The organism is Halorubrum sp. ARQ200 (genome assembly GCF_005435115.1).
GTDB classification, from domain to species: Archaea; Halobacteriota; Halobacteria; order Halobacteriales; family Haloferacaceae; genus Halorubrum; species Halorubrum tropicale.
On sequence record NZ_SGTZ01000001.1, the window covers coordinates 305,389 to 331,043 of the forward strand.

A 25,655-nucleotide genomic window follows, 5' to 3' on the forward strand; every position below is an offset into this window, starting at 1 on the left:
TCCGCGTTCTCGAACCACGGTACCGCTTCCCGTCGCGGCGACAGCGTTAAATTAGTGTACATACTTGTACATCACAACGCGGAATATTACATCGGTGGACACAATGAATCTCAACGACACGGTCGAGCGCGTGACGGACGGGGAGGATCTGACCGTAGCCGAGGCGCGCGAGGCCGCGCGGCTGGTCTTCGAGGAGGCGACGGACGCCCAGATCGGGGCGCTGCTCGCCGCGCTCCGGACGAAGGGCGAGACGGAGGCCGAGATCGCCGGCTTCGCGCGGGGGATGCGCGACGCGGCGCGCACGATCGAGCCCGACCGCGACCCGCTCGTCGACACCTGCGGCACCGGCGGCGACGACTACGACACGATCAACGTGTCGACGACCGCCGCCATCGTCGCCGCGGGGGCCGGGGTGCCGATCGCGAAGCACGGCAACTACTCCGTCTCTTCCTCGTCGGGAAGCGCGGACGTGCTGGAGGTCGCGGGCGCCGACGTGGAGGCCGAGCCGCCCGCCGTCGAGGCGGCGATCGAGGCGGACGGGATCGGCTTCATGCTCGCGCCCGTCTTCCACCCGGCGATGAAGGCCGTCATCGGCCCGCGCAAGGAGCTGGGCATGCGGACGATCTTCAACATCCTCGGGCCGCTCACGAACCCCGCCGGCGCCGACGCGCAGGTGCTCGGCGTCTACGATCCCGACCTCGTGCCCGTCATCGCGCGCTCGCTCGCGCACATGCCCGTTGAGCGCGCCCTCGTCGTCCACGGCGCCGGCATGGACGAGATCGGGATCCACGACGAGACCGTCGCCGCCGAGGTCGACGGCGAGGCGGTGACCGAGTTCACCATCGCGCCGGAGGACCTCGGGCTCGACCGCGCCCCGATCGACGCGGTCGCGGGCGGAAGCCCCGAAGAGAACGCGGCGGACCTGCGCGGGATCGTCGACGGCTCCGTCACGAGCCCGAAGCGCGACCTGATACTGGCGAACGCGGGCGCGGCGATCTACGTCGCCGGCGAGGCCGACACGCTCGCGGCGGGCGTCGAGCGGGCGGCCGAGGCGATCGACTCCGGCGCGGCCGCCGAGAAGTTCGCGGCGCTCTGCGGCGACGGCGAGCCGGCCGACGGCGGGCTCGGGGCGACCGCGGAGGACGACGACTGATGACCCGGGTGAAGATCTGCGGGCTGACCGACGAGGCCGACCTCCGCGCCGCGGTCGACGCGGGCGCCGACGCGGTCGGCGTGATCACGGAGGTGCCGGTCGACTCGCCGCGCGAGGTCGACCCGGCGACGGCGGCCGAGCTGCTCGCCGCCGTGCCCCCGTTCGTCACCGCGACGCTCGTGACGATGCCCGACTCCGCCGAGCGCGCGGTCGAGCTCGCCCGGACGGTCGCCCCCGACGCGATCCAGCTCCACGGCGAGTGGACGTTCGACGAGCTGCGGTACGTCCGCGCGGAGACGGAACGGAAGGTGCTGCTCACGGTCGACGCCGACGAGCCGGCCCGCGCTGAGGAGCTGGACGGCGCGGTCGACGCGCTGGTCGTCGACTCCACCGACGACTCGGGCGCGGGCGGCACCGGCGAGACGCACGACTGGCGCGCGACCGGCGACCTCGCCGCCCGGCTCACGACCCCGGTCGTGCTGGCGGGCGGGCTCACGGCCGACAACGTCGCCGAGGCGGTCCGCGTCGCCGACCCCTTCGCGGTCGACGTCGCCTCGGGCGTCGAGATCGAGGGCGGACGGAAGGACCACAACGCGGTCGCCCGCTTCGTCGCGAACGCGGGCCGGGAGATGGAGCTGGCATGAGCGACGCGCCCCCGCTTGACCGGACGAAAGCCGAGTTCGTCGACCTCGCGGCCGACGCCCAGCGGCCGGTCGTGGTCCGCGCGTCGGCCGCGCTCGACGCGGACGTGACCCCGGTGGGCGCGTACGCGACCCTCGTCGGCGAGGGGCCGTACGGCTTCCTCTTAGAGTCCGGGGAGAAGGTCGCCTCCAGCGACCCGGACGGCGCGTTTACCGCGGACGGCAAGGCGGACCGTCACGCCCGGTACTCGTTCGTCGGTTACGACCCGGAGGCGATCGTCTCGGTCCACCCGGACCGCACCGAGGTGACCGAGCTGGGGCCGGCCGCCGACTTCGTCGGCGCGGACGGGGACGCGACCGACGGCGACCTCGGGCCCGCCGCGGGCGACGCGGTCGACCGCGTCCGCGCGGCGTTCCCGGACGCGAGCCTGCGCGGCTTCCCGGACACCGACCGGCAGATCCTCTCGGGCGGCTTCGTCGGGTTCCTCGCGTACGAGGCGGTGTACGACCTCTGGTTGGAGGAGGTCGGCGTCGAGCGCCCCGAGACGGAGTTCCCCGACGCCGAGTTCGCGCTCACGACGCGGACTGTGGTCTTCGACGAGCGGGAGGGCGGCGCCGAGCTGGTGTTCACGCCGGTGATCGGCGTCGACGACGACCCCGCCGCCGTCTACGACGACCTGGTCGACGAGGCCGAGCGGGTCGCGGCCGAACTGCGCGAGGCCGCGCCGCCCGACCCGGACGGGGTCCGCGTGCGCGAGGAGTCGGCGGACCCGCGCGAGGAGTACGAGGAGGCGGTTCGGACCGCCAAGCGCCACGTCCTCGACGGCGACATCTACCAGGGCGTGATCTCGCGGAGCCGCGAGCTTCGCGGCGAGGTCGACTCGCTCGGGCTGTACGCGGCGCTCCGGGACGTGAACCCCTCGCCGTACATGTACGTGCTCCGGCACGACGACCGGACCGTCGTCGGCGCGAGCCCCGAGACGCTCGTGTCGGTCCAGGGCGACCGCGTCGTCTCGAACCCCATCGCCGGCACCTGCCCGCGCGGGACCAGCCCGGTCGAGGACCGCCGGCTCGCGGGCGAGATGCTCGCGGACGGGAAGGAGCGCGCCGAGCACACGATGCTCGTCGACCTCGCGCGTAACGACGTGCGGCGCGTTTCCGAGCCGGGCTCCGTCCGCGTCGAGGAGTTCATGAACGTGCTGAAGTACAGCCACGTCCAGCACATCGAGTCGACCGTGACGGGGACGCTCGCGGCCGACGCCGACGCGTTCGACGCGACGCGCGCGACGTTCCCGGCCGGGACGCTCACCGGCGCGCCGAAGGTGCGCGCGATGGAGATCATCGACGACCTGGAGACGACCCCGCGGGAGGCGTACGGCGGCGGCGTCGGCTACTACTCGTGGACCGGCGACGCCGACTTCGCGATCGTCATCCGGACCGCGACGCTCGACGAGTCGGGCGACGAGTCGGTCGTCGGCGTGCGCGCCGGCGCTGGCCTCGTCGCCGACTCCGACCCCGCGGCCGAGTACGAGGAGACCGAACAGAAGATGGACGGCGTGTTGACCGCGATCGACCGCATCCGCGAGGGCGAAGCGCGGGACGGCGACGCCGACTCGGCGGCGCCCGCCGAGGACGACGACGGGGCGCTCGCCACCGGCACGGAGGCGGAGCGATGAAGGTCGCCGTCGTCGACAACTTCGACTCGTTCACCTACAACCTCGTCGAGTACGTCTCCGACCAGACGGTCGGCGGGGGGCCGGTCGCGGTCGACGTGTTCAAGAACACGGCGTCGCTCGACGAGATCGAATCCGCCGATCCCGACGCCGTGATCATCAGCCCGGGGCCCGGGCACCCGAAGAACGACCGCGACGTGGGCGTGACGATGTCCGTGCTCCGCGACCTGTCGCCGTCGGTGCCGACGCTCGGCGTCTGTCTCGGCTTAGAGGCCGCGGTCTACGAGTACGGCGGGACCGTCGGGCACGCCCCCGAGCCCGTCCACGGCAAGGCGTTCCCCGTCGACCACGACGGGGAGGGCGTGTTCCGCGGGCTCGACCAGGGGTTCCGCGCCGGCCGCTACCACTCGCTGGCGGCGACCGAGGTCCCCGAGGCGTTCGACGTCACGGCCACCACGGACCACGGCGGCGAGTCGATCGTGATGGGGATCCGCCACCGCGAGCACCCGATCGAGGCGGTCCAGTTCCACCCGGAGAGCGTGTTGACCGGATCGGGCCACGACCTCATCCGGAACTTCCTCACCGCCGTCTGAGCGCCCCCTGAGTCAGGCGTCCCCGCCTTCTTCGCCGCCTTCGTTGCCGTCGCCGTCGTCGCCCGGCCCTCCCTCTCCGTTCTCGTCCTCGGCCGGTTCGCCGTCGTCGTCGAGCCCGCGGCCGGCGAGCCCGACGAGGTGGCCGACCTCGGGGAGGACGACCTCGTCGACGCCGAGCCGGACCGCGTTCTCCGAGCCCGGGAGACAGAACACCGGCGTGTCGGAGACGACGCCGGCGACGGCGCGCGAGCCGATGGTCCGCGTGCCGACCTCCTCGTAGGAGAGCCGGCGGAACAGCTCGCCGAACCCGGGGAGCCGCTTCGCGAACAGGCCGCGGACCGCCTCCGGCGTCACGTCGTCGGGCGTGACGCCCGTCCCGCCGGTCGTCACCACCACGTCGGTGTCCCTCCGGCGAGCGAGTCGGTCGACGGTGCCCTGGACGCTGTCGTAGTCGTCCGGGATCAGTTCGCGGACCGACACCTCGTGGCCTGCCTCCTCGAACGCCGCCGCGACGTAGTCGCCGGCCGGATCCTCGTCCGCGCCCCGCGACGAGGAGACCGTGACGACCGCGGCCGCGACGGAGTCCGCGTCGTGGTGGTGATGGTCGTGGTCACCATGGTCGTGATCGTGGTCATCGTGGCCGTGGTCGTGACCGTGGCCATCATAGCCGTCTCCAGAACGGTCGCCGTCGTGGCTATCGTCGCCGTGGTCGGTCATACGTCCGCCTTCGGCGCCCGCGTCAAAACACCTCCCGGTCTCTTCAGGGCCAGTCGTCGCGCGCCTGCTCCTCGGGCGCGTCGTCGTCCGGATCGCCCGTCGCGAGCGTCCACCCCGCGGCCTCGGCGGCGTCCTCGACCTGGAGGAACTCCCAGCCGGTCGCCTCGGCGACGGCCTCGTCCTCGTCGTCGACGCCGACGAAGACGTGCCGGTCCGTATCGAACTGCCCGCCGATGTTCTCTAAGCTCTCCTCGACGCCGCGCGGGCCGGAGAAGAAGTCCTGTCGCACGCGGTGTTTCCGCGTGAAGTTCGTGACGACGTAGGTGGGCTTCTCGCTGACGACCCCGACGTACTCCGTCCACTGCCGGGCGTTGTTGAACACCGCGTTGGGGTCCGCGAGCGCTTTCAGCGCCTCCAACTCGAACGCCAGCGTCATGTCTGTAGATCCGCCGCTGTCCATGCGCCCCGCTTACCGCCCGCCGGCGAAAACAACTTCGCTTCCGCGTAGCCCGCCGGTCGCCCGGGGTGGGCGGCCGCCGTCACCGCGACCGGACCAGGTAGTAATCGGTGAACTTCACCACGTCGCCGTCGTCGAGGTCGCCTGTCTCGGGCGCCGTCCACGGCTCGCCCGCCAGCTCCCGCACGACGCCCTGCTCGTCGTCGTCCAGTTCGTCGTAGTGGCGGACGCGCGCGTCCGACGGGACGCGGCCGGTGCGGCGGAGCCGCAGCCGTCGCCCGGTGTCTCTGAGCGACATGTGTTACCGTATGGCACGATTAATCATAAGCGTTTCGCGGCGGACGTGACGCCGGTCGCCACGAGGGCGACACCCGCGGCTCGATTGCCGAGAAGCGAACGGACGAAGGGTGGCCGCTGTCCGGAGCTACTGCTCGGTCGTCGCCGCGAGGTCGTCGACGGAGAACCCGGGCTCCATGAGGAGGTCCGTCTGTCCGCTCACGTCGCGGCCCTCGCGCATCAGCTCTTTGAACGCAGACTGCGGCGAGAGGTCGCCGATGAGCACGCCGCCGACGACCTTTCCGTCCTTCAGCGCGACGCGGCGCCACTCGTTTTCGCCCGTGGTCGCCTCGACCGAGTCGTCGCCGAGCGTCGGGTGCCCGAACGAGAGGAACGGGAAGTCGAAGTGGGTGATCGAGTACGAGGAGACCCACCGGAACTCGTCGCTGCCGTAGTCGACCATGTTGCGGGCAGCGATGGTGCCCTGCTCCTTCGCGGAGCCCCACGAGCCGTTCTTCGCGTGCTCGCCGAGGATGAGGTCGTTGAACGTGGTGATGTCGCCCGCGGCGAACACGTTGTCGACGTTGGTGCGCATGAACTCGTCGACGACGATGCCGTCGTCGAGTTCCAGCGGCGTGTCCTCGACGAGTTCGGTGTTGAAGTTCAGGCCGATGGCGACGCCGGCGAAGTCGCACTCGTAGCGCTCGCCGTTCGGGTCGACCGCGGCCTCGACGTGGCCCTCGTCGTCGACCTCGAAGCGGTCGACGCCGGAGTCGAAGACCGGATCGACGCCGCGCTCGCGCATCGCTTCGTGCATGATCTCCGCGCCCTCCTCGGAGAGCGCGTAGCGCCACCAGCAGTCGCCGCGCATGAGGTACTTCGCCTCGACGCCCTGCGCGCCGCAGATGGCCGCGAAGTCGATGCCGAGCAGCCCGGCGCCGACGATGACGCCCTTCTCGGCGCCCTCCACGCTCTCTTTGATGTTGCGGGCGTCCTGGAACGTCCAGAAGTGGTGGATACCGTCGGCGTCGGCGTTCTCGACCGGGAGCTGCTGGGGCGTGCCGCCGATGGCGAGCAGGAGGGAGTCGTACTCAAACGTCTCGCCCTCGTGGGTGCGGACCGCGTCCTCGTCCACGTCGATGTCGACGACGACCGTGTTCAGCCGGAGGTCGACGTCGTGCTCGTCGTACCAGTCCTCCTGGTGGATCGAGATCGGGGCCTCGGGGAGCTTCCCCTTCGCGTACTCCTTGATCAGAATCCGGTTGTAGAGGGACTCACCCTCGTCCGTGAGAACCGTGATCTCGGCGTCGGGCGCTTCCTCGCGGAGCGTCTCGGCCGCGGACGCGCCCGCGATACCGTCACCGATGATCACGTACGAATCGCTCATGTCCGGCCGTTCGGATTCATGGTTAATGTGGGTTGTCATCCGCGTCCGGGGGCGTGCGACGGACACGCACGGCCGGAGAAAACGGCCGAAGTGACGCGTTCCGTCGGAAACTCTCACGCCGGCCGGCGCTCGGGGTCGTCGTCCTGCGCCCCGCCGTGCCGATCGGCGGCTCCGACCGACGACCACCGGCCCTCGCCCCCGGTCAGTGGTCGGCTCCGGCCGGCTCCGCGGGGAAGTCCTTTTCGCCGGCCTCGACGGCGACGTCGAGCCAGTTCTCCGTCGGGACGAGCGGACACTCGTAGGCGTGGTTGTACGCGCACGTGGGGTTGTACGCGAGGTTGAAGTCCACGACCCACTCGCCGTCGACGCGGTCGCGGTCGGGATCCAAGTCGAGGTACCGGCCCGCGCCGTACGTCTCGTCGCCGCTCGTCGCGTCGCGGAACGGTACCCAGAACCGGTCCGCGCCGTCTGCCGGCCGATACGCCTGGAGCGTCGCTGCCTCGCCGTCGACCTCGAAGCGGAACTCCCCCCACCGGCTGTACGTCTGTTCGCCCTCGGCGGTCGTCTCGACGGTCACCGTCTCCTTCTCGTCGTGCTCGTGAAGCGGCAGGACGAACCGGTACGCCGGGTCCGGATCGTAGTACGCCAGTCCGGGGAAGCCGTCGCCCCGCATCGAGACCGGCAGCGGCGACCGCGCCGACTCGCGGAACCGCTCGATTTTCGCCTCCCGCTGCGCCTCCACCTGCGCCGCCCAGTCGTCCGCGGTCTCGGCGTCCATGATTACCTTAGTATTGCGCCGCGCGCACAATAACAATTCCGACCGCGGAACTCTCGACCGCGCCGACGACAGAAGGCACTTATAGCGTTCTCGGGGACGTTGAGCCGTGAACAGACGAACTGCCCTCTCCACCTTGGCGGTCGGTGGATTCGTCGGAGTCGCTGGTTGCCTCGGCAACGTACGTATCGGCGGGGACGACGAACAGGCGGCCCGAGACCGACCGGATCCCGAACTGAACCGGGAGGTCGAGACGGAGGGCGTTGAGGACGGGTCCCGCTCGCAGTTCCAGTGGGGACCGACGCACGCGGGATGCCGTGAGGAGGCGGGACCGACAGACGATGTCGACGTGTTCTGGCGGCGGACGCCGTACCGGTACGATCATTCACAGCCGGTCGTCGTGGGCGATCGGGTGTACGTCTCTTTCTCGGGGGCCTTGTTTCGTCTTGACCTCGCGACCGGCGAGGTACGGTGGTCGACGGAGGTCGGTCACGACGGGTCGTCGACGCCGGCGGTTCGCGACGGCATCGCATACGTGACGGTCTGGAACGGTGGGGACGAGACCGACCGCGGACTGGCGGCCGTCGACGCGGAGAGCGGCGAGGTGATGTGGCGGCGGCTGACCGACACGGACGTGACGACGGCACCGGCGGTGACCGACGAGGGGGTGTTCGTGGGAGGCGGCTACGAGACGCAGACCGTCGCGGCGTTCGACCACGACGGGACCGAACGGTGGCGCAACGACCTCGGCGAGTACGCCTCCGCGCCCGCCGTCGCCGACGGAACCGTCGTCTACGGGGCGGGCGGCCCCCGCGTCGTCGCCTACGACGCCACCTCGGGCGAGGAGCTGTGGACGGCCGACGTCGACGGCGACGCGACCGCGACGCCGACCGTCACCGACGGTCGCGTCCTGGTCGGTACGCGGGCCGGAACGCTGTACGCGCTCGACCTCAGCGACGGCTCGGCGGCGTGGACCGTCGACCTCCCCGGTCCGGTCCGCCGGTCGGCCGCTGTCGCGGACGACCGAGCGGTCGTTCCGACCGAACTCGGTCTCGTCGCCGTCGGCAACGACGGCGAGCGGCTGTGGAGCGACGAGGGGGTCGCCGGCGCGACCGCACCGATGGTTGCGGGCGGAACCGCGTACCTCGGCGACGGTCGGACCGTCCGCGCGATCGCGGTCGACGACGGGACAGAACTGTGGTCGTTCCGCACTCGCAGGCGGTCCCCCACTGACGCCTTTCTCCAGGGCGTTCGGGCGCCGCCGACCGTCGTCGGCAGTGTCGTCGTCGCGGCGACGCACGCTGGCGACGTGTACGCCCTCGGCGAGGCCTGAGCCGGAAGCGGGTTCTCCGGGGGTGGTTATCGCCGGCGCTCCGAACCGGTTCGACGCCACACATTCAAGAGCGTCCCGACCCAACGACGCGTATGAAAATCCGGCAGAACATCCGCCACTGGGCCGCCAAGAAGGCGTTGACCACGCCGGTCGTCGGCGACGTCGCCAACGACAAGCTCGTCGACCTCCACACGAGCATCTTCCTCAACAAGGCCGACGAGGACCGCCGGGAGGAGCGCCGCGACCACCTCGACAGCTTCTTCGACGCGACGATGGACACCTACGTCGCCGCGTTGGAGGCCGACTTCCCGGAGGCCGAGGCTCGGGAGATCACTCACGTCCAGGCGAACTTCGACTTCTTCAACCACGGCTGGACGGAGATGATGGAGATCCCCGGCGACGAGCTGGAGGCCCACTACCGCCGGTACGAGTCCTTCTTCACCGACTACGGGATCACGATCGACGACCCGCTCGGCGACTTCCGCCCCCCGGATGGAATCGTCGACGCGCCGGAGACCCCGGAGAAGCTCGCCTCGCCGGAGTACGAGAACGCCCTGGCCGGCTTCGCGGACGACGTGTACGTCGAGACCGACGACGGCGAGACGGTCGTCGGCGGCGACACGGAGGAGCCGGACGAGGTCGACGCCGCGGCCGCGCCCGGGCTCGACGAGGACGAGGCCAGCGCCTGAGCGCCGTCGGGTCGACCGACCCTCGGCTCCGCCGCCGCGGTCGTTCGATCCCTTTCGACTCGCCGACCACGTTTATAGTTCGCCGGGCAGAGGGAGGGGTATGAACCGCGGGCAATCGTTCCTGCTTCTCCTCATGGGGTCGGTCGCGCTGCTGACCCTCTTCGTCATTCTCCCGTTCGTCGAGTACGTCATCGCCGCGGCGATCCTCGCGTTCGTCCTCTACCCGTTCCACCGCCGGCTCTCGCGGTGGCTCCGGGCCCGCGTCTCGAAGCGCTTCGGACAGATGCTCTCGGCGCTGACGCTCATCTTCTCCGCCATCGTCGCGGTGATCCTCCCGCTCGCGTACATCTCGTGGGTGTTCGTGCGCGACCTCACGGCCATCGCCGCGGGCGACACCGCGATCAACGTCGCGGCGATCGAAGCGGAGATCGCGGCGCTCACCGGGCAGGACCCCGAGGTCGCCGACCTGCTCCAGACCGCCGGCGAACTGCTCGTCGAGGTCCTGTTCGGCGGGTTCAGCGGCGTCGTCACCACGGGGCTTCGGGCCTCGGTCGGGCTGTCGCTCGCGCTGTTCCTGCTCTACTACACGCTCATCGACGGGCCGGCGTTCGTGCGGTGGATCCGGGACACGAGCCCGCTGCCGCCCGACGTCACGGCGGACCTCGTCGACCGGATCGACGCGATGACGCGCGGGGTGGTGATCGGCCACATCTCCGTCTCGCTGCTTCAGGCCGTCATCGCCGGGCTCGGGCTCTGGGTCGCCGGGATCCCCAACGTGGTGTTCTGGACGTTCGTGATGGCGGTGCTGGCGCTTTTACCGCTCATCGGCGCCTTCTTCGTGTGGGGGCCCGCCGCGGCCTACCTCGTGATCATCGACCAGGTCACGGCCGGGATCTTCCTCGCGGTGTACGGCGTCGCGGTGATCGCGATGGTCGACAACTACGCCCGGCCGCTCGTCATCGACCAGCGGGCGCACCTCAACCCCGGGATCATCCTCCTCGGCGTGTTCGGCGGCATCTACTCCGTGGGCTTCACCGGGCTGTTCGTCGGGCCGATCGTGATCGGCGTGCTCGCGGCGACGCTGGAGACGTTCCGCGAGGACTACGACGCGATCTGACGGATTTAACCGCTCAGCCCGCGAAGGTCGCCCATGGCGACGACCGCGACCTCTCGGCTCCCGGACCGCCGCGAAGCCCTCCTCATCGCCGCCGCGGCGGTCGCGGTCAACCTGATCGGCGCGCTCGGCGTCCCCTTCACGGCGACGCAGAGCGCGTGGTTCACGTCGCTGGAGCTCCCCGCCTTCTACCCGCCGGGCTGGGCGTTCGGCGTCGTCTGGCCGGTCCTGTACGCGCTGTGCGGCGCCGCCGCGGCCCTCGTCTACCTGGCCGGGCGCGACGGCGCGGCGCCGGCGGGGCGCGTCCGGACCGCGCTCGCGCTGTTCGGCGTCCAGCTCGCCGTCAACGTCGCGTGGTCGCCGACCTTCTGGGGGCTCGAACGCGCCGACCTCGGCCTCGCCGTCCTCGCCGTCCTCCTCCCGCTCGTCGCCGCCACGATCCGGCTGTTCGACCGCGTCGACCGCCGGGCCGCGGCGCTGCTCGTCCCCTACCTCGCGTGGGTCTGCTTCGCGACCGCGCTCAACTACGCCATCTGGTCGCTCAACTAGGGATCTCCCCCGGCGTTCGTCGCGTCCGTCACCGGCGGCGGCCCGCGCTCCAGTCGCTCCGCGACGAACCGGCGCTCGGCCCGGCTCAGTTCGCCGTCCGTCTCACGGAACGCCGACAGCCCCCCGCGGTACCGCTCGGGGTCGACGTCGGCGGGCGCCCCGGCCAGGCGCTCGAGTTCCAGCTCGGCGATCCCGGTCCGCTCGCCCGTGTAGGCGAAGCCGCACTTGTGGCACGCCTCGTAGGCGAACGGGTTGTTCACGGCGATCTTCACGCGGTCGAAGCCGGCGACGGCAAGGTCGGCGACGGTCTCGCCGATCAGCTCCGGACCGATCCCCTCTCCGCGGCGCGCGGCGTGGACCGTGACGTACCGCAGCCGGCAGCAGTCGGGGTCGGTCCGGTCGGCCGAGAAGGAGACGGCCGCGATCACCTCGTCGTCGAACGCCTCGGGGTCGACCGTGTCCGGCAGCGGTTCGTCCGGCTCCCACCCCGGCGCCGCCGGGGACCCGTCCGGCGTCCGGATCACCGCCTTTCCCGGCCCGCCGACGACGAACTTGCCGGCGTACGCGAACGCTCGGTAGTCGAGCCGGAGGGCCTCCCCATCGCCGGGCGGACACACGAGCGCGTACTCCATGGGGACCGTACGGCGGCGGACGGGTAAATAGGGTCGGTGGCTCTTTGTCCGTCGCGGCGGTCGGATCGCCCATGTACGGCCTCGGCGACGTGGACTTCTTCGACCGGATTGCCCCGCTGTACGACCTCGCGATGCCGCCGGCGGACGGCGAGGCGCTCGCGGCCGGCCTCGACCACGCGACGCGGCCGATCGAGCGCTTGCTCGACGTCGGCGGGGGGTCGGGCCGCGCGGCGGCCGCGCTGGCGGGCCCGGACATCGCGGTCGTCGACGCCTCCGTCGAGATGCTCTCGCGGGCGCGCCGCGGCCGCGGGCTCGCCGGCCTCGCCGCCGACGCCGGGCGCCTGCCGTTCCGCGACGCGAGCGTCGACGCCGTCACGGCCGTCGACGCCCTCCACCACCTTCCCGACCACGACGCCGCGCTCGCGGAGGCGGCCCGCGCGCTCGCGCCCGGCGGCGCGCTCGTGATCCGCGAGTTCGACCCGAGCCACCCGCTCGGGCGACTGCTCGTCGCCGGCGAGCACGCGATCGGCATGAACTCGCGGTTCAGGACCCCGGCCGACCTCGCGGCCGCGATGGACGGCGTCGGTCTCGACCCCCGGATCGTCGACCGCGGCTTCGGCTACACGGTGGTCGGCGTGCGGCGGTGAGTCGTCGCGCCCGAATTCACTACGCGGGGACACAGGCCACGAGCTCGCCGTCAACGGGGTCCTCGTCCGGGTCGCTCGTCCGTCTCACGACCCGTTCGTCGAGGTAATACCGCGCGGACTCCACCGCATCTTTCACACCCTCGCCGTTCTCCGTCTCGACCGTGACCGACCACACGGTCTCGACGCCGACCACGATCCGGTCGTCGCCGGCGTCGACCACTCGGACGGTCGTGGACGGCTCCGCGCCGACCGACGCTCGTTCGCCGTCGGCGTCAACGAGCCGATCGGAGACGTACTTCGGCTCATAGCCCGCGACGAACGACCGCGCTTCGGTCACGGACACCCCGTCCGGGAGCGGCACGCCGTAGTCCCGCGAAACGGGGCACTCCCCGGGACGTGAGCCGGTAAACTGCCGGCCCGGTTCACCGGTCGCGTCCGAATTACCCAGACAGCCGGCGAGGGGGACCCCGGCTCCGAGCAGCGCGACGAGCGCCCGACGCTTCACGCCGAGAGTTTAGAATTCGCTTGATAAGTGCTTTCCCCGGCGGTTCCGACGAAGAGCGGTTCCGTCGCCGCGAGTCAGTCGTGCGAGGCGCCGTGGGCGGCGTGGTCGTGGTCGTGCGACCCGTCGCCGTCGCCGGACTCGTCGTGGGTGTGATCCTGGTCGCCGGAACTCGTCTCGCCGAGCACCTCGGCGCCCTCGCCGTCGATCATGTCCATGTTCTTCAGGTTGTCGCGCTCCTCGAAGTCCTGGACCGCCTCCATCACGTCCGCCTGCGTGATCGTCATCCGGTCCTCGGTGAGCGCGCCGAGGACGGCCTCGCGGAGCACCATCCGGAGGTCGGAGCCCGTGAGCCCGCTGGTCCGGTCGGCCACCTCCTCGGGGTCGAAGTCGGCGATCTGCATCTCCTTCGTCACCACCCGGAGGATGTCCGCGCGCATGTCGCGGTCCGGCTTGGGGAAGTTGACGATCTCGTCGAAGCGGCGCCAGGCGGCGGCGTCGAGCTGGTCCGGGTGGTTGGTCGCGCCGATCAGCAGCACCTCGTCGCGCACGAGCGACACCTCGTCGATCGACTTGAGGAGGGTGTTGACCGCGCGCTTCAGGGCGGCGTGCTCGTCCGAGCGGCGGGTCTTCGCCACCGAGTCGAACTCGTCGATGAAGAGGATACACGGCGAGAGCCGCTTGGCGACCTCGAAGCTCTTCTCGACGTTCTTCGAGGTCTCGCCGAGGTACTGGCTCGTGATCATCGAGAGCTTCACCTCGACGAACGGGAGCCCGAGCTCGTGGGCGAGCGCCCGCGAGACGGTCGTCTTCCCGGTTCCCGGCGGGCCGACGAACAGCAGCTTGCCGATCTCGCGGAGGCCGATCTCCGCGAGGTACTCGCGGTGTTCGATCGCCTTGACGATCTTCTGGATCTCGCCCTCCTGGTCGCCGGTCAACACGAGGTCGGCCAGCGTCGTCTCGATCTCCTCGGGCGCCCGGACGTTGACGAGGTCGAGCATCTCGCCGTCCTCGTCCTCGTCGAAGTACTCCGCGAGCAGCGCGTCGATCCAGACGCGGTCGGCCTGGACCGGCCGCACGTCCGCTCGAGCCTCCTCGCGGGTCACCGGCGGTTCGAGGTCCTCGGCGGCCGCCATCGCGGCGACGACCGTCGGGTTCCCGGCGATCCGGTCGTCGTCCGCGCGGTCGCGGTACCACTCCAGCCCCATCGCGGGCTGGGTCAGCGAAATCTCGCCGGAGAACTCCGTGCGCTGGGTGAAGAGGAGGTCGGAGACCGCCTCCCACGGCCGCTCGACCCCGGTCGCGGTGCGCGTGGTCTCGTCGGTCGCCTTCAGCGGTCGCTCCACGCCGCCGGGGGCGTCGTCGACGGCGTCGGCCGACCAGAACACCTGCCGGAAGCGCGGGGGCAGGTCGTTCTCGTCGAGGTCGCGGTCCTGCGTGTAGAAGTGCGTCGTCAACACGAACTCGACGACGTCGAGCGCCGGGTCACTCATCCGCGCGAAGTAGCGCCGGGACGCGGTTAAGAGCGTCGAAGCACCGCCGGTCGCGGGCGGCCCCGCGGCGGACGCGACCGGACGCCGGAGCAGAGAGCGGGTAGCGCGGGTGCGGGCGTCCGGGGGCGCCGACGGCCGGGAGAGAGGCGACACTGGGGCGCGCGAGCGGCCGCGGTATCGAACCCTTATTAGCCCTGGTCCGCGACGTACCGCGCATGAGATCCGAAGACGCGGCCGCATCGGGGGACCCCGCCGGCGACGGCGCGAGCGAGCCCGAGGACACGAGCGACGCAGACCACGAGAACGCGCTTCAGGACGTCATCGCCGTCGACCCCGACGACGTCGCGCAGGGGACGGTGAACCGGCTCGACGCGCACACCGGCGACGGGATCCGCCACCGCGCGTTCACCTGCCTCGTCTTCGACGGGGACGGACACGTCCTGTTGGCCCAGCGCGCGCCGACCAAGCGCCTGTGGGACGGCCACTGGGACGGCACGGTCGCCTCCCACCCCGTCGAGGGGCAGTCGCAGGAGGAGGCCACCGAACAGCGGCTCGGAGAGGAGCTCGGCATCTCGCCCGACCAGTACGACGACCTGCGAGTGACGGACAAGTTCGAGTACAAGCGCTACTACCCCAACGAGGGCGTCGAGTGGGAGGTCTGTGCGGTGCTGAAGGTCACCCTCGACGACACGACCCTCGACCCGGACGAGGAGGAGATCGGCGGCATGCTGTGGGCCGACTACGACCACCTCCACGAGCACCCCGAGCTGTACCGTCAGCTCCGCCTCTGCCCGTGGTTCGAGATCGCGATGCGGCGCGACTTCTCCTGAGCGGGCCGACCGGCGGGCGCCGGTCCCGCGGTTCCGCGCCGCGGTCGAACTCCCGCCGGATCGAAGCGGCGAGTTGAAGGCGCTCCCGCGCCGCGTTCCGATATGACCGTCGTCGCCCTGCTGGCGAACCCGCCCCGCGAGGGGCTCGTCGGAACCGCGATCGCCGAGTCGACGCCGCTGTCGCCCGCCGAGGCGGCCGACCTCTACGAGGCGCAGTTCCGCGACGCCGTCCTCGCGGTCGAGCGCTCGGGCGGCGAACTCCTCGTCAACTACCCCGACGAGGACGACCTCCCCGCCGAGTACCGGACCGAGACGAGCCCCGAGGCGGAGCTCCGGACGCTCGTCGCGGACACCCTCGGCGGCACCGACGAGGTCCGCTTCGAGCGGCAGGTGGGCTCCTCGTTCGGCGCGCGCGCCGGCAACACCGTCACGCACCTGCTGCGCGAGGAGGGCGCCGACTCCGTCGCGGTCGTCACTCCGACGGCGCCGCTGCTCTCGCGGACCGTCGTCGACTCGGCGGCGATGAAGCTGCGGACGACCGAGGTCGTCCTCGGCCCCTCGTCGAACGGCCGCGCGTACTACGCGGGGTTCACCGAACCGATCGACTTCGACGGCGCGTTCGAGGCGCCGGCGCTGCCGACGCTCGCGGAGCGCGGCCGCGACGCAGACCGCTCGGTGGACTTCGTCGAGCCGTCGCCCTCGCTGGAGACCGGCGACGACCTGCTCGACGTGGTGCCGATGCTCCGCGCGCGGTTCGCCGCGGAGCGCGTGGTGCCCGACTACACGGCCGCGTTCGTCCACGAGAAGGGGCTCGACGTGGTCGCCGAGGACGGCGAGGGGCGGTTGGTGCGAGACTGAGCGGTCGGGGCGGCGCGTCGATCGGTCCCTCGGATCCGACACCACTTAGTCGCCCGACGCCGAGCGGTCACGTGTGGTGGGATGGCAGAGTGGCCCATTGCGCCTGCCTTGAAAGCAGGTAGCCTCACGGCTTCCTGGGTTCGAATCCCAGTCCCACCGTAAGCGCGCAGCGCACACCGCGCGGCGCGCGCCACGTGCTGGACTCGAATCGGAGAGCGGTCGTCTTCCGGTGCGAAACTTAATATGGTTACTTCACCGTCCGGTCGGCCGATCGAGACTCGATGTCCGCTCGCGCGGTCCTAACTCCCGGAACCGCAACGACACCGTTGCTGACCCGGACCTCCCGATAACACTCGCGTCCGGTGTCGCGTGGTAGCGCGTGGCGCATTATCTTTAACAGGTTTCCGGTACATGTTCGTGATAGGTGATACAAGCATGAGCTACGAACTCGATCCGCTCCCGTACGAGTACGACGCGCTTGAGCCCCACATCTCCGAGCAGGTGCTCGAATGGCACCACGACACCCACCATCAGGGGTACGTCAACGGCTGGAACGCCGCCGAAGAGACGCTCGAAGAGAACCGTGAGTCCCACGACTTCTCTTCGTCTAGCGGAGCCATCCGCGACGTGACTCACAACTCCTCGGGTCACATCCTCCACGACCTGTTCTGGCAGAACATGTCGCCGGAGGGCGGCGACGAGCCCGAGGGTGAGCTGGCCGACCGCATCGAGGAGGACTTCGGCTCGTACGAGGCCTGGAAGGGCGAGTTCGAGGCGGCGGCCTCCGCGGCCAGCGGCTGGGCGCTTCTGGTGTACGACACGTTCTCGAACCAGCTCCGCAACGTCGTGGTCGACAAGCACGACCAGGGCGCGATCTGGGGCGGTCACCCGATCCTCGCGCTGGACGTGTGGGAGCACTCCTACTACCACGACTACGGCCCGGCCCGCGGCGAGTTCGTCGACAACTTCTTCGAGGTCGTCGACTGGGAGGAGCCGTCGGACCGCTACGAGCAGGCCGTCGAGCTGTTCGAGTAAGCGCGCCCGAGAGGACGCGTTACGCGCGTCGAGATCCGCATTTTTTCGCAGTACGTCGCCCGATCAGTGACCTCTCTCCGTACAGTGGTTGGTAGGTAGACGACCGGGAGAAACACCTCCGAAGCCCCAGCCGCTCGGCGATACGCGATCAACGAGTGTGCGGTGAACGCTTCCAAAGCCCCAGCCGCGAGGGCTCGGTGCGCTCGTTGTCGTTCGAAAGGCGCGAAGCGCCTTTCGTGGTGACGAGACGCCGCAGGCGTCTCGAACCACGGTCCTCAGTCGCTCGCGCTGCTCGCTCCTTGCGGTCCTTACGTCGCGCGCCGTCGCCCTCGCGGCTGCCCCTTGGAGTTCCACCCGACCGCGACCGCACAGCACCTCACACCTCCCCAGCCTCGTCAGTCGCCGTCGCTTCGCTCCGGCGACTGACTCCCTCGCGCGTGCTCCTCGCGGCCGCCTTCGGCGGCCACTCGGAGGCACGCGCCACCGCACCGTCGAAATCGTATCGGCAGCGTTTACGGACGCGGTCGCGTATCGCCGCGCATGCCCGAACCGAAGTCGGCGTTCGACGCCACCTACCCGTGCGACTTCTACGAACCCGCGGAGCTGTTCGAGCCGGACCAGATGTACACCGTCCCCGAGATCGGTCGCCTGCTTCAGGGGTTAGAGCCGGACGCCGAGGTCGACCCGGACACCGAGGCCGTGCTGGTCGACTGGGCGGTCCCGTGGGTGATGGTCCACGCGGAGGAGATGGTCGTCGCCGAGCCGCTGACCGAGGACGGCCCGGGGTACTACGGGCTCGCCACCGACGCGGACCCCGAGCCCGATCCGGACGCCGACGCTGAGGCCGACGACGGCGACGGGTCGGCGTGACCGGGGACCGCTCCGACCCGCCGACCTACCTCGTCGCCGGGGGCTCGCGCGTCGACGCCGGGAAGACCACCTTCTCGGCGGGGCTGGTCGCGCACCTCGCCGAGCGCGCGGGCGACGCGGTCGGCGTCAAGCCCCGCGCCGGCAACGACTACTGGTTCGACCACGACGACTACCGGGTCGCGACCGACGCGGGCCGCCTGTACGGGAAGGACGCCCGCACGCTCGCGGCCGCGAACACTCGCCCGCTGGCGGCGCCCGACGACGCGTCGCCGTCGGCGTCGGCCGTCACGCCAGAGTCGATCAACCCGGTCCATCGGCTCTGGAAGCCGACTCCGGGCCGGACCGGGATGCTCGGCGACGCCGACCGCACCTTCCTCTGCGACCGCGTGACGACCGACGCCGGGACGCGGTTCGTCGTCAACGGCGCGGCCGCGGAGGCGGGGCTGCTCCCCGACGGACTGACCGACCGCCTGCCGCTGGCGGAGGCGACCCGCGTGCGCGACGTGCCCGAGTTCAACGAGGTGATGGCCGCGGCGCACCTACCGGCGATCGAGCGCCTCGCCGACCGCGTCGCCCGCACACCGGTCCCGGTCGTCGTCGAATCGTACGCCGACGTGGCCGGGACGCTGCCTCGCGACGGCCCGGTCGCGACCGACGCGGTCGCGGTCGTCGACCCCGGCCGCGCCCGGATCTACGCGGGCGACCGCTACGCGAAGGCCCGCGCGGTCGCCGCCGGCAGCCCGCGCGAGGGGACCCGCGAGGAGCACGTCGACGCGGTGACCGAGATGATCGAACCGCTCGCGACCGAGCCGCTCCCGGCGCTGTCCGGCGAGGTCCGCGGCGAGCCCGACCGCGTGGCGGCGGCGTACGAGCCGGCGTACGCGACGCTGGTCGATGCGGTCGAGAACTGAGAACCCGCCTGCGCGGTCCGCGCTCAGGCGTTCCGCTTCGTGTAGTGTTCCAGCGCGGACTCGATCGAAGAGAGCTCGGTCGTCACGCGGCTGTCCGCGACGCGCATGAAGCCGGGCGTGTACGACGACGAGTAGTCGAAGATGCGGTTGACGGCGCGCTTGGGGGCGGAGACGGCGCCGAAGTCGGTGACCGTGTACACGCGGGTGGTGGGGAAGGCGGTCCAGAACGTCCCGCTCGCCCAGCGGTCCTCGTCCGCGAACGCCTCGCCGACGCGGCCGGTCGCGACGTACTCGTCGTCCGCGTAGAACAGCAGGAGGTCGCCCGACTCCATCTTCTCGAACGTCGACCCGTTGCCGCTGTCGTCGTCGACGGCCCACAGGCGGGCCTCGTCGAGGTCGGCGAGGGGTTCGGGGCGATCCGGGTAGTCGGTGAGATCGACCGGCGTCCGGACCGTTCGGTCGAAGTTCTCCGGGTCTATCGGGACCAGGAAGACGTTCGCGCTCATTACCCGTCGTTTCGCCGGCAGGGGTTTAAACCCGTTCGTTGATGCGTCGGGTCACTCCCCGTAGTCGGCGTACAGGCGGTCCATCCGCGCCGCCATCACGAAGTCGGCGCGCGTCAGGCCGCCGACCTCGTGGCTCCACATCTCGATCCCGACCTCGCCCCACGACAGCGCGATGTCGGGGTGGTGCCACTCCGCCTCGGCGAGTTCGCCCACGTCGTTCGTGAACGAAAGCGCCGTCTCGAAGTCTGGGAACTCGTAGCTCGCCTCCAGGTGGTGCCCGTCGACGACCTCCCAGGCGTCGCCGAGTTCGTCGGCGTAGTCGACGTACTCGTCTTCGGCGAGCGGCTCTCCGTCGTCGCCGGCCGGCTCGACCGGCTCGTCCGCGAGCGGTGAGGACATACCCCACGTTGGGCGACGGGGGGTTTGTACCTTCCGCGGGCGGAGGGCCGGCGCCCCCGACCGCCGAACGGGCGCGTGTCACTCACCGGAACCGCGAGAGCGCGTTCCGGAGCGCGCGCCGGGCCCGCGCGAGCCGACCGGCGCGCCCCTCCTCGGCGGCGTCCGGCGCCCCCGGCTCGGAGAGTTCCCAGCCGGCCTTCTCGGCGGCCTCGTCGACCCGGAGGAACTCGTAGCCCGTCTCGGTCGCGACGCGCTCGTCCGCGCGGGTGGTGCCGACGAACACGTACCGCGGGGCGGCGCTCTCGTCCCGGACGTCGGCGAGCGTGCCCCACTTGTCCCAGCTCCGGAGCGCGTAGTCGTTCTCGACGCCGTGTTCGCGGGCGAACGCCGCCACCCGGTCCGCCTCGTTCGCGACGACGCCGACGTGGCGGCTCCACCGGCGCGCGTCGGCGAACGCCGCGGCCGGGTCGGCGAGCGAGCGCGCGGCCCCGAGCGAGAAGACGAGCGTCACGTCGCCGTCGCCGGGCTCCGTCGCGTCGATTCCCATCTCGGTCGGACTCAGGCGGGCGCCGACCTAAACGCTGTGGGGAGGCTTTTGTCGGGGCGCCGCGTCGCTCCCGACGATGGAGTTCGAATCCACCTTCGGCACGGCCGCGCCGCTCCTCGGCATGGTGCATCTCCCGCCCCTCCCCGGAGCCCCCCGGGCGCCGGACGACGGGCGCGCGGCGATGCGCGCGGCGATCGATCGGGCCGCGAGCGACGCGCGGGCGCTCGACCGCGGCGGCGTCGACGGCGTCGTGATCGAGAACTTCGGCGACGCGCCGTTCTACCCCGACGAGGTCCCGCCGCACGTCGTCGCGGGCGTGACCCGCGCCGCGACCGCGGTCGCGGCCGAGACCGACCTCCCGCTCGGGGTCAACGTCCTCCGGAACGACGCCGAGGCCGCCCTCTCCGTCGCCGCCGCGGTCGACGCCGACTTCGTCCGCGCGAACGTCCACACCGGCGCCCGCGTGACCGACCAGGGGATCCTCCAGGGGCGCGCCCACGAGACGCTCCGGCTCAGGGAGCGCCTCGGCGTCGACGTCGGCGTCTTCGCCGACACCGACGTGAAACACTCCGCGCCGCTGACGCCCGAGGGGTACACCGCCGAGTCGTTCGCCGACACCGCCGAGCGCGGCCTCGCCGACGCCGTCATCGCCTCCGGCTCGGGGACCGGCGAAGCGGTCGACGCCGGCGCGCTGGAGTCGGTCGTCGCGGAGCGCGAGCGCCACGGCCTCGACACGCCCGTCCTCGTCGGTAGCGGGGTCACCCCGGAGACCGTCGCGGACCTGCTCTCGGTCGCCGACGGCGCGATCGTCGGCACCGCGCTCAAGGCGGGCGGCGAGACGACCGCCCCGGTCGACGCCGACCGCGTCGCGGCCCTCGTCGCGGCCGCCGACGAGGCGCGATAGCTCCCGCCGGCCGCCCCGCGCGCCCGCCCGGCCGCTACGGGTTCCCGTCGGGCCCGAACCCGCGCTCGGCGAGGAACGCCTCGACCTCGTCGCGGGTCGGGAGCCCGGGCTGCGTGAACCGGCTCGTGCAGTTGATCGCGGCGACGGCGGCCGCGAACCGGACGCCGGAAGCGACGGCCTCGCGGTCGGCCGAGGGCTCCCCCGGCTCGGCCGCTCCCCGCGGTTCCCCCGCGAGCCACCGGTCGATCAGCCCCGCGGTGAAGGCGTCGCCGGCGCCGGTCGCGTCGACCGTCTCGACGTCGAACGCGTCGAACCGGGACGCCTCGCCGCCGGCGACGGCCGTCATCCCGTCCGCCCCGCGCGTGAGGACGGCGCGGGGCCACGTCGGGCCGCGGCGCGACAGGGTCCCGGGCCCGGCCTCGGGGTCGGCCGCCCGACGCTGCGCGGCCGCGACCCGCTCGACCGCGGCCGCCGCCGAGCCGAAGAACGCCCGGGCGGCGACGCCGTCCGCGACGAACAGGTCGGCGCGGTGGAGGAACCGGTGGACCGTCGTCGGCTCGGTGCCGCGCCCGACCAGCTCTTCGACGGCCCCGGAGAGGCCGAAGACGAGCGCGGGCGGGGCGTCGCCCGCGTCGGGCGAGGGCGCGCCGTCGGCCCCCGAGGCAGAGCGCTCCCGGAGCGACTCCACCCGGTCGAGGATCCGCCGCGCCGCGCGGTCGGGCGCGTAGGCGGTGAGGAAGACGACGTCGGCGTCCGCCATCGCCGCGAGCGCGTCCGCGCCCGGACGGAGCCCGCGGAAGCTCTCGCCCGCGGTGACGATGGCGCGCTCGCCGTCGGGGTCCCGGAGGATGAGCGAGCGCGTGTGGGCGGCGTCGCCGACGGCGACGTGGGTCCCGTCGACGCCGGTCTCGTCGAGGTACGCCAGCGCGCGGCGCCCGTACTCGTCGTCGCCGACGCGGCTGACGAGGCCGGCGTCGCGGCCGAGGCGGTCCAGCGCGACCGCGACGTTGGCGCCGACGCCCCCGAACGCGGAGGTGACCTCGTCGGCGAACGCGCCGCCGTCCGGCTCCGGGAGGTTGCTGACCGCGTACCACTCGTCGATGGCCGCGGCGCCGACGGAGAGGACGGCGGGGGTCTCGTCGGCCGCGCGGTCGTCGGCATCGCCCCCGCCGCCCGCGTGCGGTCCCGTCGTCACGACTCGCGGAAGAAGTCGTCGTGGACCGCCATCGCGGACTCGACGGCGACCGGTCCCTCGACGGTCGTGTCGCCGTCGGCGCGCCGGATCACCTCCTCGAGGGGGATCGGCACCACGTCGCCGGAGAGCTCGCCGAGGGTCTCGCCGTCGACGCCGAAGACGACCCGCCCGACGCCCGCGTAGTAGATCGCCGTCGCGCACATCGGGCACGGCTCCGTGCTGGCGTACATCGTACAGGCCGCCAGCTCGTCGGCGTCGAGCTCGCGAGCCGCCCAGCGCGCGAGGGTCAACTCGGGGTGGGCCGCCACGTCGCCCTCGGTCCGCGTCTCGTTGTGCGCCTCGCCGACGACCTCGCCGTCGACGACGAGCAGCGCGCCGAACGGCGTGTTGCCGGCCTCGACCGCCTCCTCGGAGAGCCTGATCGCTCGCTCGACGTACTCCCGGTCGGTCGGATCCTCGGGGAGGTCGTCAGGGGACCGGAACTCGCCGTCGCCGGACGCGTCTGTCATACGCCCCTGTTCGCCCCCGGGTACCTAACGGTTGGTACCGCCCCCGTCGGACGGCTTCGTGCGGTCGTCGTCCGGCGCGCGCCCGCCGCCGTCCGCGTCGTCCGGAGTCCCCGCGTCCTGTGACCGCCGCACGTCGCGGAGGGCGTCGACCGCGTCGTCGGTGGCGCTCGCGGTGCGCGTCTCGGTCGCTCCGGCGGGGTCGAGCCCGTCCGGCTCGTCGCCGTCGCTCGCGTCTCCGTCGTCGCCGTCGCTCGCGTCTCCGTCGTCGCCGCTCGCTCCCGCCTCGTCGTCCGATTCGCCCGCGTCGGTCGCGTCGTCGTCCGCGCCGAAGAGCCACGCGCGGAGCGCGTCGATGAATCCCATGTGTGGTCCTCGTCAGTAGTTCCGGAACAGCAGCGCGCGCACGTCGTCTTTCGTGCGCGCCGTCTCGACGCTCCCGTCCGGGAGGTCGACCTCGTACCGCGCGTCGCCGTCGGCCTCGCGCCACTTGTCCGCGTGGGTGTCGAGGAGGCTCATCATCGCGTCCAGCTGGCCGGCGCCGCCGTCGTCGCTCCCGCCCGCCGGGTCCTCGCTCGCGTCGCCGTCGCCGTCGTCGTCAGCCTCAGTCTCGTCGCCGCCGTCGTCGTCCGCATCAGCTCCGTCGTCGTCTTCGGTCGCTCCGCTTCCGTCGACGGCGTCGTCCGCGCCGTCCGCGGCGTCGTCGATGTCGACGTCCACGCGCGAGAACGGGTCCGCGGCGAGGGCGGCCGCCGCGTCGAGGATAGCGTCGATCAGCTCGTCTTTCGTCATCTCGCTGCGGCCGGTGACCTCGAAGGCGGCGGCGATGTCGGACAGGTCCATCGGGTCGTCCGGGTCCGGGTCGCCGCGGCGGCGGTTCCGCGCCGCCAGCAGCTCCCGGGCGCGGGCGCGGTCGAATGGCGCGGCGTCGCCCGCGGCCGCCGACTGCTCGCTGCCGTCGTCGTCGGTCGCCGGCGCCGCGACGCGGTCCGGGTCGTCGACGGCGTCCGCGAGGTCGAGCAGGTACGCGAGCGCGTCCTCGCGGTCGACGGAGGCGTACGGGCCGGCGTGGGCCGCGGCCAGCTCCGCGCGGAGCGCTTCGATCCGGTCGGCGTGGTCCTCGGAGATGTCGAGCGTGGGCATGGTGTGGGTGGGGTCCTGTCGACCGCTACTGGTCCTCCTCGAAGCGCGCGAGCGCGTCCGCCCAGCTCTCGGCGAACCGCGGCTCGCCGGAGTGGTCGGCCTCGACGTCGGCGTAGCCGCACTCCTCGCAGGCGACGGCGGTGGCGGCACCAAGCGACAGCGACGACAGCGCGGCGCCGCAGCGGGGGCACTCGGGCGTCACGGATTCTCGCGTGGAACCTCGTCGCCCGCGGTGAAAAACGCACGGGTCGGCGGGGTCGACCGCCGACCGCTCCGGTCGAGCGCCGCCGCCCGGCCGGGACCGCCGGGGTAACAGTCATTACACTCGGCGGAAACGTTCGCGTATGAGCGAAGCGGACGCAGAGAACGTCCTCATCGAGTACTACCGCCGATACGTCGGCGACCCGGACCGGACGATCGACGTGTACGCGGGGTTCGGGCTGTTCTCCGCCGGAATCGCCCTCGGGGTGATCGGGGTCGTCGTGTTCCTCTACAGCGCGACGCTGGACCCGACCGCGCTCTCGACGTACGCGGTCCGCGAGGTCGCGGCCGTCGCCGCCGCGGCCGGGCTCCCCGCCCTGCTGTTCGGCATCGTCGTCCTCCTCCCGGTCGACCGCCGAATGCTGTACCTGGCGGGCGTCGGCGTCGCGATCACCCTCGTCGGCACCGCCGCGTTCACCTGGGCGTACCCGCGCAACTGGAACGTCGTCGCAAACCCCGACTACAGCGCGCAGATCGTCGCGGGCTACACTCTCGGGCTGGTCGCCGTCATCGGCGCGACGGGCGGTGCCTTGGTCGCTCACCGCGTCGAGCGCGCCGCGGGCGGCGCGGTCGAGGGCGGCGCGTCCGAGGCCGGGAGCGGCGCCGCGGAGGCGGGCGGCGGGTCCGGCTCGGACGCCGGCGGCGACGGCGAGGCGGTCACCGAGGAGTCGGTCCGCGCCGACATCGAGCGCGAGCTGTCGGACGCGGAGCTGACGTGGGGCGGCGTCGAGCGCTCCGAGACGCGCCGGCTCGAACTGAACACGGGCGCGGTCGACGACGCGGACGTCGACGCCGAGAAGCTGGCGGGCTCCGCGACCGAGACGCGGACGACCTCCGGCGCGGTCAACGACGCGGTCTCGGAGCTGAAGGGGCTCCAGGGCGGCGACGTGAAGACCGACAGCGGGCAGGGGACCGACGACCAGGCCGCGAAGCTCCGCGAGCTGCGCGAACAGCAGCGGAAGGAGGCCGAGGAGGCCGACGAGGACGAATCGGTCGTCGACAGGATCAAGGGGCTGTTCGGCTGAGCGCGTCGGCCCGCCGTCGTTCGTCCATTTTTAT

The 25,655-nt window shown here is 71.9% G+C and carries 32 protein-coding genes and 1 tRNA gene; 17 read left to right on the forward strand and 16 right to left on the reverse strand.

All coding sequences use genetic code 11. The annotated features are described in order from the left end of the window. The first annotated feature begins 103 nt into the window (after positions 1-103). From trpD to trpG, 4 genes are read left to right on the forward strand one after another with little or no spacing between them, the layout of a single operon-like run. Positions 104-1,153, forward strand: coding sequence for an anthranilate phosphoribosyltransferase (gene trpD / locus EXE50_RS01635; RefSeq protein WP_137704171.1), 1,050 nt, complete (start codon positions 104-106; stop codon positions 1,151-1,153). After that, positions 1,153-1,797 (forward strand): phosphoribosylanthranilate isomerase, encoded by a 645-nt coding sequence (locus tag EXE50_RS01640; RefSeq protein WP_137704172.1) that lies wholly within the window; start codon positions 1,153-1,155, stop codon positions 1,795-1,797. The genes trpD and EXE50_RS01640 overlap by 1 nt, the downstream gene beginning before the upstream one ends. Continuing rightward, positions 1,794-3,470 carry an anthranilate synthase component I gene (gene trpE / locus EXE50_RS01645; RefSeq protein WP_137704173.1) on the forward strand — a complete coding sequence of 559 codons (1,677 nt, stop codon included), beginning with the start codon at positions 1,794-1,796 and terminating at the stop codon, positions 3,468-3,470. Before EXE50_RS01640 ends, trpE begins: the two co-directional genes overlap by 4 nt. Next, positions 3,467-4,060 (forward strand): anthranilate synthase component II, encoded by a 594-nt coding sequence (trpG, locus tag EXE50_RS01650; protein ID WP_137704174.1) that lies wholly within the window; start codon positions 3,467-3,469, stop codon positions 4,058-4,060. The genes trpE and trpG overlap by 4 nt, the downstream gene beginning before the upstream one ends. Before the next feature lie 12 nt (positions 4,061-4,072). Here trpG and EXE50_RS01655 read toward each other — a convergent pair whose 3' ends face one another. The 5 genes from EXE50_RS01655 to EXE50_RS01675 all read right to left on the reverse strand — a co-directional run bounded on the left by EXE50_RS01655 (position 4,073) and on the right by EXE50_RS01675 (position 7,675). Further along, a complete protein-coding gene (locus EXE50_RS01655; RefSeq protein ID WP_137704175.1) occupies positions 4,073-4,777 on the reverse strand; it encodes a molybdenum cofactor biosynthesis protein B in 705 nt (234 codons plus the stop codon). A gap of 43 nt (positions 4,778-4,820) precedes the next feature. Continuing rightward, positions 4,821-5,237 (reverse strand): hypothetical protein, encoded by a 417-nt coding sequence (locus EXE50_RS01660; protein ID WP_137704176.1) that lies wholly within the window; start codon positions 5,235-5,237, stop codon positions 4,821-4,823. A gap of 79 nt (positions 5,238-5,316) precedes the next feature. Then, a complete protein-coding gene (locus EXE50_RS01665; protein WP_233559299.1) occupies positions 5,317-5,532 on the reverse strand; it encodes a hypothetical protein in 216 nt (71 codons plus the stop codon). A 126-nt stretch (positions 5,533-5,658) separates the two neighbouring features. Then, the gene (locus tag EXE50_RS01670) at positions 5,659-6,897 is read right to left on the reverse strand and encodes an NAD(P)/FAD-dependent oxidoreductase (protein ID WP_137704177.1); all 1,239 of its coding nucleotides are present in this window, start codon (positions 6,895-6,897) and stop codon (positions 5,659-5,661) included. A gap of 202 nt (positions 6,898-7,099) precedes the next feature. Next, positions 7,100-7,675 (reverse strand): DUF1684 domain-containing protein, encoded by a 576-nt coding sequence (locus EXE50_RS01675; RefSeq protein WP_053772114.1) that lies wholly within the window; start codon positions 7,673-7,675, stop codon positions 7,100-7,102. A gap of 106 nt (positions 7,676-7,781) precedes the next feature. On the opposite strand from EXE50_RS01675, the gene EXE50_RS01680 reads away from it, so the two are divergent. The 4 genes from EXE50_RS01680 (at position 7,782) to EXE50_RS01695 (ending at position 11,357) form a co-directional block, all read left to right on the forward strand. Next, on the forward strand, positions 7,782-9,005 hold the full coding sequence (locus EXE50_RS01680; RefSeq protein ID WP_137704178.1) for a PQQ-binding-like beta-propeller repeat protein: 1,224 nt from the start codon (positions 7,782-7,784) through the stop codon (positions 9,003-9,005). Positions 9,006-9,097: 92 nt separating this feature from the next. Beyond that, a complete protein-coding gene (locus EXE50_RS01685; RefSeq protein WP_053772112.1) occupies positions 9,098-9,694 on the forward strand; it encodes a DUF6149 family protein in 597 nt (198 codons plus the stop codon). Between the two features lie 100 nt (positions 9,695-9,794). Continuing rightward, positions 9,795-10,811, forward strand: a complete 1,017-nt coding sequence (locus EXE50_RS01690) for an AI-2E family transporter (protein ID WP_053772111.1) — start codon at positions 9,795-9,797, stop codon at positions 10,809-10,811. Positions 10,812-10,844: 33 nt separating this feature from the next. Then, positions 10,845-11,357 carry a TspO/MBR family protein gene (locus tag EXE50_RS01695; protein WP_137704179.1) on the forward strand — a complete coding sequence of 171 codons (513 nt, stop codon included), beginning with the start codon at positions 10,845-10,847 and terminating at the stop codon, positions 11,355-11,357. On the opposite strand, the gene EXE50_RS01700 is transcribed toward EXE50_RS01695, so the two are convergent. Next, the gene (locus EXE50_RS01700) at positions 11,354-11,989 is read right to left on the reverse strand and encodes a GNAT family N-acetyltransferase (RefSeq protein ID WP_137704180.1); all 636 of its coding nucleotides are present in this window, start codon (positions 11,987-11,989) and stop codon (positions 11,354-11,356) included. The two genes, EXE50_RS01695 and EXE50_RS01700, sit on opposite strands and share 4 nt — an antisense overlap. 71 nt (positions 11,990-12,060) lie before the next feature. Here EXE50_RS01700 and EXE50_RS01705 point away from each other — a divergent pair, with 71 nt between their 5' ends. Further along, positions 12,061-12,636 (forward strand): class I SAM-dependent methyltransferase, encoded by a 576-nt coding sequence (locus tag EXE50_RS01705; protein WP_137704181.1) that lies wholly within the window; start codon positions 12,061-12,063, stop codon positions 12,634-12,636. Positions 12,637-12,655: 19 nt separating this feature from the next. Here EXE50_RS01705 and EXE50_RS01710 read toward each other — a convergent pair whose 3' ends face one another. Together EXE50_RS01710 and EXE50_RS01715 are read right to left on the reverse strand one after the other, a co-directional pair. Next, positions 12,656-13,141 (reverse strand): hypothetical protein, encoded by a 486-nt coding sequence (locus tag EXE50_RS01710; RefSeq protein WP_053772107.1) that lies wholly within the window; start codon positions 13,139-13,141, stop codon positions 12,656-12,658. A 74-nt stretch (positions 13,142-13,215) separates the two neighbouring features. Continuing rightward, positions 13,216-14,631: an ATP-binding protein gene (locus EXE50_RS01715; RefSeq protein WP_053772106.1), complete on the reverse strand. Its 1,416-nt coding sequence runs from the start codon at positions 14,629-14,631 to the stop codon at positions 13,216-13,218. A 215-nt stretch (positions 14,632-14,846) separates the two neighbouring features. Between EXE50_RS01715 and EXE50_RS01720 the strand changes: the two genes are divergently transcribed. The 6 genes from EXE50_RS01720 to EXE50_RS01745 all read left to right on the forward strand — a co-directional run bounded on the left by EXE50_RS01720 (position 14,847) and on the right by EXE50_RS01745 (position 19,135). Further along, a complete protein-coding gene (locus EXE50_RS01720; protein ID WP_137704182.1) occupies positions 14,847-15,461 on the forward strand; it encodes an NUDIX domain-containing protein in 615 nt (204 codons plus the stop codon). A gap of 102 nt (positions 15,462-15,563) precedes the next feature. Beyond that, positions 15,564-16,319, forward strand: a complete 756-nt coding sequence (locus EXE50_RS01725) for a DUF2064 domain-containing protein (protein ID WP_053772104.1) — start codon at positions 15,564-15,566, stop codon at positions 16,317-16,319. Positions 16,320-16,394: 75 nt separating this feature from the next. Further along, positions 16,395-16,478, forward strand: a tRNA-Ser gene (locus EXE50_RS01730). Positions 16,479-16,754: 276 nt separating this feature from the next. After that, on the forward strand, positions 16,755-17,354 hold the full coding sequence (gene sod / locus EXE50_RS01735; RefSeq protein WP_053772103.1) for a superoxide dismutase: 600 nt from the start codon (positions 16,755-16,757) through the stop codon (positions 17,352-17,354). 540 nt (positions 17,355-17,894) lie between these two features. Further along, on the forward strand, positions 17,895-18,224 hold the full coding sequence (locus tag EXE50_RS01740) for a DUF5827 family protein (RefSeq protein WP_053772102.1): 330 nt from the start codon (positions 17,895-17,897) through the stop codon (positions 18,222-18,224). After that, a complete protein-coding gene (locus tag EXE50_RS01745) occupies positions 18,221-19,135 on the forward strand; it encodes an ATPase (RefSeq protein WP_053772101.1) in 915 nt (304 codons plus the stop codon). The genes EXE50_RS01740 and EXE50_RS01745 overlap by 4 nt, the downstream gene beginning before the upstream one ends. A gap of 23 nt (positions 19,136-19,158) precedes the next feature. Here the strand turns inward: EXE50_RS01745 and EXE50_RS01750 are convergent, their stop codons facing one another. The 3 genes from EXE50_RS01750 to EXE50_RS01760 all read right to left on the reverse strand — a co-directional run bounded on the left by EXE50_RS01750 (position 19,159) and on the right by EXE50_RS01760 (position 20,587). After that, on the reverse strand, positions 19,159-19,641 hold the full coding sequence (locus tag EXE50_RS01750; RefSeq protein WP_137704183.1) for a hypothetical protein: 483 nt from the start codon (positions 19,639-19,641) through the stop codon (positions 19,159-19,161). A gap of 51 nt (positions 19,642-19,692) precedes the next feature. After that, positions 19,693-20,040 (reverse strand): 4a-hydroxytetrahydrobiopterin dehydratase, encoded by a 348-nt coding sequence (locus EXE50_RS01755; protein WP_137704184.1) that lies wholly within the window; start codon positions 20,038-20,040, stop codon positions 19,693-19,695. An 82-nt stretch (positions 20,041-20,122) separates the two neighbouring features. After that, positions 20,123-20,587: a hypothetical protein gene (locus tag EXE50_RS01760; protein ID WP_053772098.1), complete on the reverse strand. Its 465-nt coding sequence runs from the start codon at positions 20,585-20,587 to the stop codon at positions 20,123-20,125. 76 nt (positions 20,588-20,663) lie between these two features. Here EXE50_RS01760 and EXE50_RS01765 point away from each other — a divergent pair, with 76 nt between their 5' ends. After that, positions 20,664-21,491, forward strand: a complete 828-nt coding sequence (locus EXE50_RS01765; protein WP_137704185.1) for a BtpA/SgcQ family protein — start codon at positions 20,664-20,666, stop codon at positions 21,489-21,491. Between the two features lie 34 nt (positions 21,492-21,525). Here EXE50_RS01765 and EXE50_RS01770 read toward each other — a convergent pair whose 3' ends face one another. The 5 genes from EXE50_RS01770 to EXE50_RS17295 are packed head-to-tail and all read right to left on the reverse strand — an operon-like array spanning position 21,526 to position 24,537. Next, positions 21,526-22,686 (reverse strand): carbohydrate kinase family protein, encoded by a 1,161-nt coding sequence (locus tag EXE50_RS01770; RefSeq protein ID WP_137704186.1) that lies wholly within the window; start codon positions 22,684-22,686, stop codon positions 21,526-21,528. Further along, positions 22,683-23,195, reverse strand: coding sequence for a nucleoside deaminase (locus EXE50_RS01775; RefSeq protein ID WP_137704187.1), 513 nt, complete (start codon positions 23,193-23,195; stop codon positions 22,683-22,685). Before EXE50_RS01775 ends, EXE50_RS01770 begins: the two co-directional genes overlap by 4 nt. A 24-nt stretch (positions 23,196-23,219) precedes the next feature. Continuing rightward, complete coding sequence (locus tag EXE50_RS01780; protein WP_053772094.1) at positions 23,220-23,558, reverse strand: hypothetical protein; 339 nt, start codon at positions 23,556-23,558, stop codon at positions 23,220-23,222. 12 nt (positions 23,559-23,570) lie between these two features. Then, positions 23,571-24,335: a Rho termination factor N-terminal domain-containing protein gene (locus EXE50_RS01785; RefSeq protein WP_053772093.1), complete on the reverse strand. Its 765-nt coding sequence runs from the start codon at positions 24,333-24,335 to the stop codon at positions 23,571-23,573. A 25-nt stretch (positions 24,336-24,360) separates the two neighbouring features. Continuing rightward, entirely contained in the window at positions 24,361-24,537 is a 177-nt protein-coding gene (locus EXE50_RS17295; protein WP_167551909.1) for a hypothetical protein, read from the reverse strand. A gap of 142 nt (positions 24,538-24,679) precedes the next feature. Between EXE50_RS17295 and EXE50_RS01790 the strand changes: the two genes are divergently transcribed. After that, positions 24,680-25,621, forward strand: coding sequence for a permease (locus EXE50_RS01790; protein WP_137704188.1), 942 nt, complete (start codon positions 24,680-24,682; stop codon positions 25,619-25,621). Positions 25,622-25,655: the final 34 nt, after the last annotated feature.

Coding starts and splice junctions, on each gene's coding strand:
- trpD (WP_137704171.1), top strand. CDS start 104: ATGAATCTCAACGACACGGTCGAGCGCGTGACGGACGGGGAGGATCTG.
- EXE50_RS01640 (WP_137704172.1), top strand. CDS start 1,153: ATGACCCGGGTGAAGATCTGCGGGCTGACCGACGAGGCCGACCTCCGC.
- trpE (WP_137704173.1), top strand. CDS start 1,794: ATGAGCGACGCGCCCCCGCTTGACCGGACGAAAGCCGAGTTCGTCGAC.
- trpG (WP_137704174.1), top strand. CDS start 3,467: ATGAAGGTCGCCGTCGTCGACAACTTCGACTCGTTCACCTACAACCTC.
- EXE50_RS01655 (WP_137704175.1), bottom strand. CDS start 4,777: ATGACCGACCACGGCGACGATAGCCACGACGGCGACCGTTCTGGAGAC.
- EXE50_RS01660 (WP_137704176.1), bottom strand. CDS start 5,237: ATGGACAGCGGCGGATCTACAGACATGACGCTGGCGTTCGAGTTGGAG.
- EXE50_RS01665 (WP_233559299.1), bottom strand. CDS start 5,532: ATGTCGCTCAGAGACACCGGGCGACGGCTGCGGCTCCGCCGCACCGGC.
- EXE50_RS01670 (WP_137704177.1), bottom strand. CDS start 6,897: ATGAGCGATTCGTACGTGATCATCGGTGACGGTATCGCGGGCGCGTCC.
- EXE50_RS01675 (WP_053772114.1), bottom strand. CDS start 7,675: ATGGACGCCGAGACCGCGGACGACTGGGCGGCGCAGGTGGAGGCGCAG.
- EXE50_RS01685 (WP_053772112.1), top strand. CDS start 9,098: ATGAAAATCCGGCAGAACATCCGCCACTGGGCCGCCAAGAAGGCGTTG.
- EXE50_RS01690 (WP_053772111.1), top strand. CDS start 9,795: ATGAACCGCGGGCAATCGTTCCTGCTTCTCCTCATGGGGTCGGTCGCG.
- EXE50_RS01695 (WP_137704179.1), top strand. CDS start 10,845: ATGGCGACGACCGCGACCTCTCGGCTCCCGGACCGCCGCGAAGCCCTC.
- EXE50_RS01700 (WP_137704180.1), bottom strand. CDS start 11,989: ATGGAGTACGCGCTCGTGTGTCCGCCCGGCGATGGGGAGGCCCTCCGG.
- EXE50_RS01705 (WP_137704181.1), top strand. CDS start 12,061: ATGTACGGCCTCGGCGACGTGGACTTCTTCGACCGGATTGCCCCGCTG.
- EXE50_RS01715 (WP_053772106.1), bottom strand. CDS start 14,631: ATGAGTGACCCGGCGCTCGACGTCGTCGAGTTCGTGTTGACGACGCAC.
- EXE50_RS01720 (WP_137704182.1), top strand. CDS start 14,847: ATGAGATCCGAAGACGCGGCCGCATCGGGGGACCCCGCCGGCGACGGC.
- EXE50_RS01725 (WP_053772104.1), top strand. CDS start 15,564: ATGACCGTCGTCGCCCTGCTGGCGAACCCGCCCCGCGAGGGGCTCGTC.
- sod (WP_053772103.1), top strand. CDS start 16,755: ATGAGCTACGAACTCGATCCGCTCCCGTACGAGTACGACGCGCTTGAG.
- EXE50_RS01740 (WP_053772102.1), top strand. CDS start 17,895: ATGCCCGAACCGAAGTCGGCGTTCGACGCCACCTACCCGTGCGACTTC.
- EXE50_RS01750 (WP_137704183.1), bottom strand. CDS start 19,641: ATGAGCGCGAACGTCTTCCTGGTCCCGATAGACCCGGAGAACTTCGAC.
- EXE50_RS01755 (WP_137704184.1), bottom strand. CDS start 20,040: ATGTCCTCACCGCTCGCGGACGAGCCGGTCGAGCCGGCCGGCGACGAC.
- EXE50_RS01760 (WP_053772098.1), bottom strand. CDS start 20,587: ATGGGAATCGACGCGACGGAGCCCGGCGACGGCGACGTGACGCTCGTC.
- EXE50_RS01765 (WP_137704185.1), top strand. CDS start 20,664: ATGGAGTTCGAATCCACCTTCGGCACGGCCGCGCCGCTCCTCGGCATG.
- EXE50_RS01775 (WP_137704187.1), bottom strand. CDS start 23,195: ATGACAGACGCGTCCGGCGACGGCGAGTTCCGGTCCCCTGACGACCTC.
- EXE50_RS01780 (WP_053772094.1), bottom strand. CDS start 23,558: ATGGGATTCATCGACGCGCTCCGCGCGTGGCTCTTCGGCGCGGACGAC.
- EXE50_RS01785 (WP_053772093.1), bottom strand. CDS start 24,335: ATGCCCACGCTCGACATCTCCGAGGACCACGCCGACCGGATCGAAGCG.
- EXE50_RS01790 (WP_137704188.1), top strand. CDS start 24,680: ATGAGCGAAGCGGACGCAGAGAACGTCCTCATCGAGTACTACCGCCGA.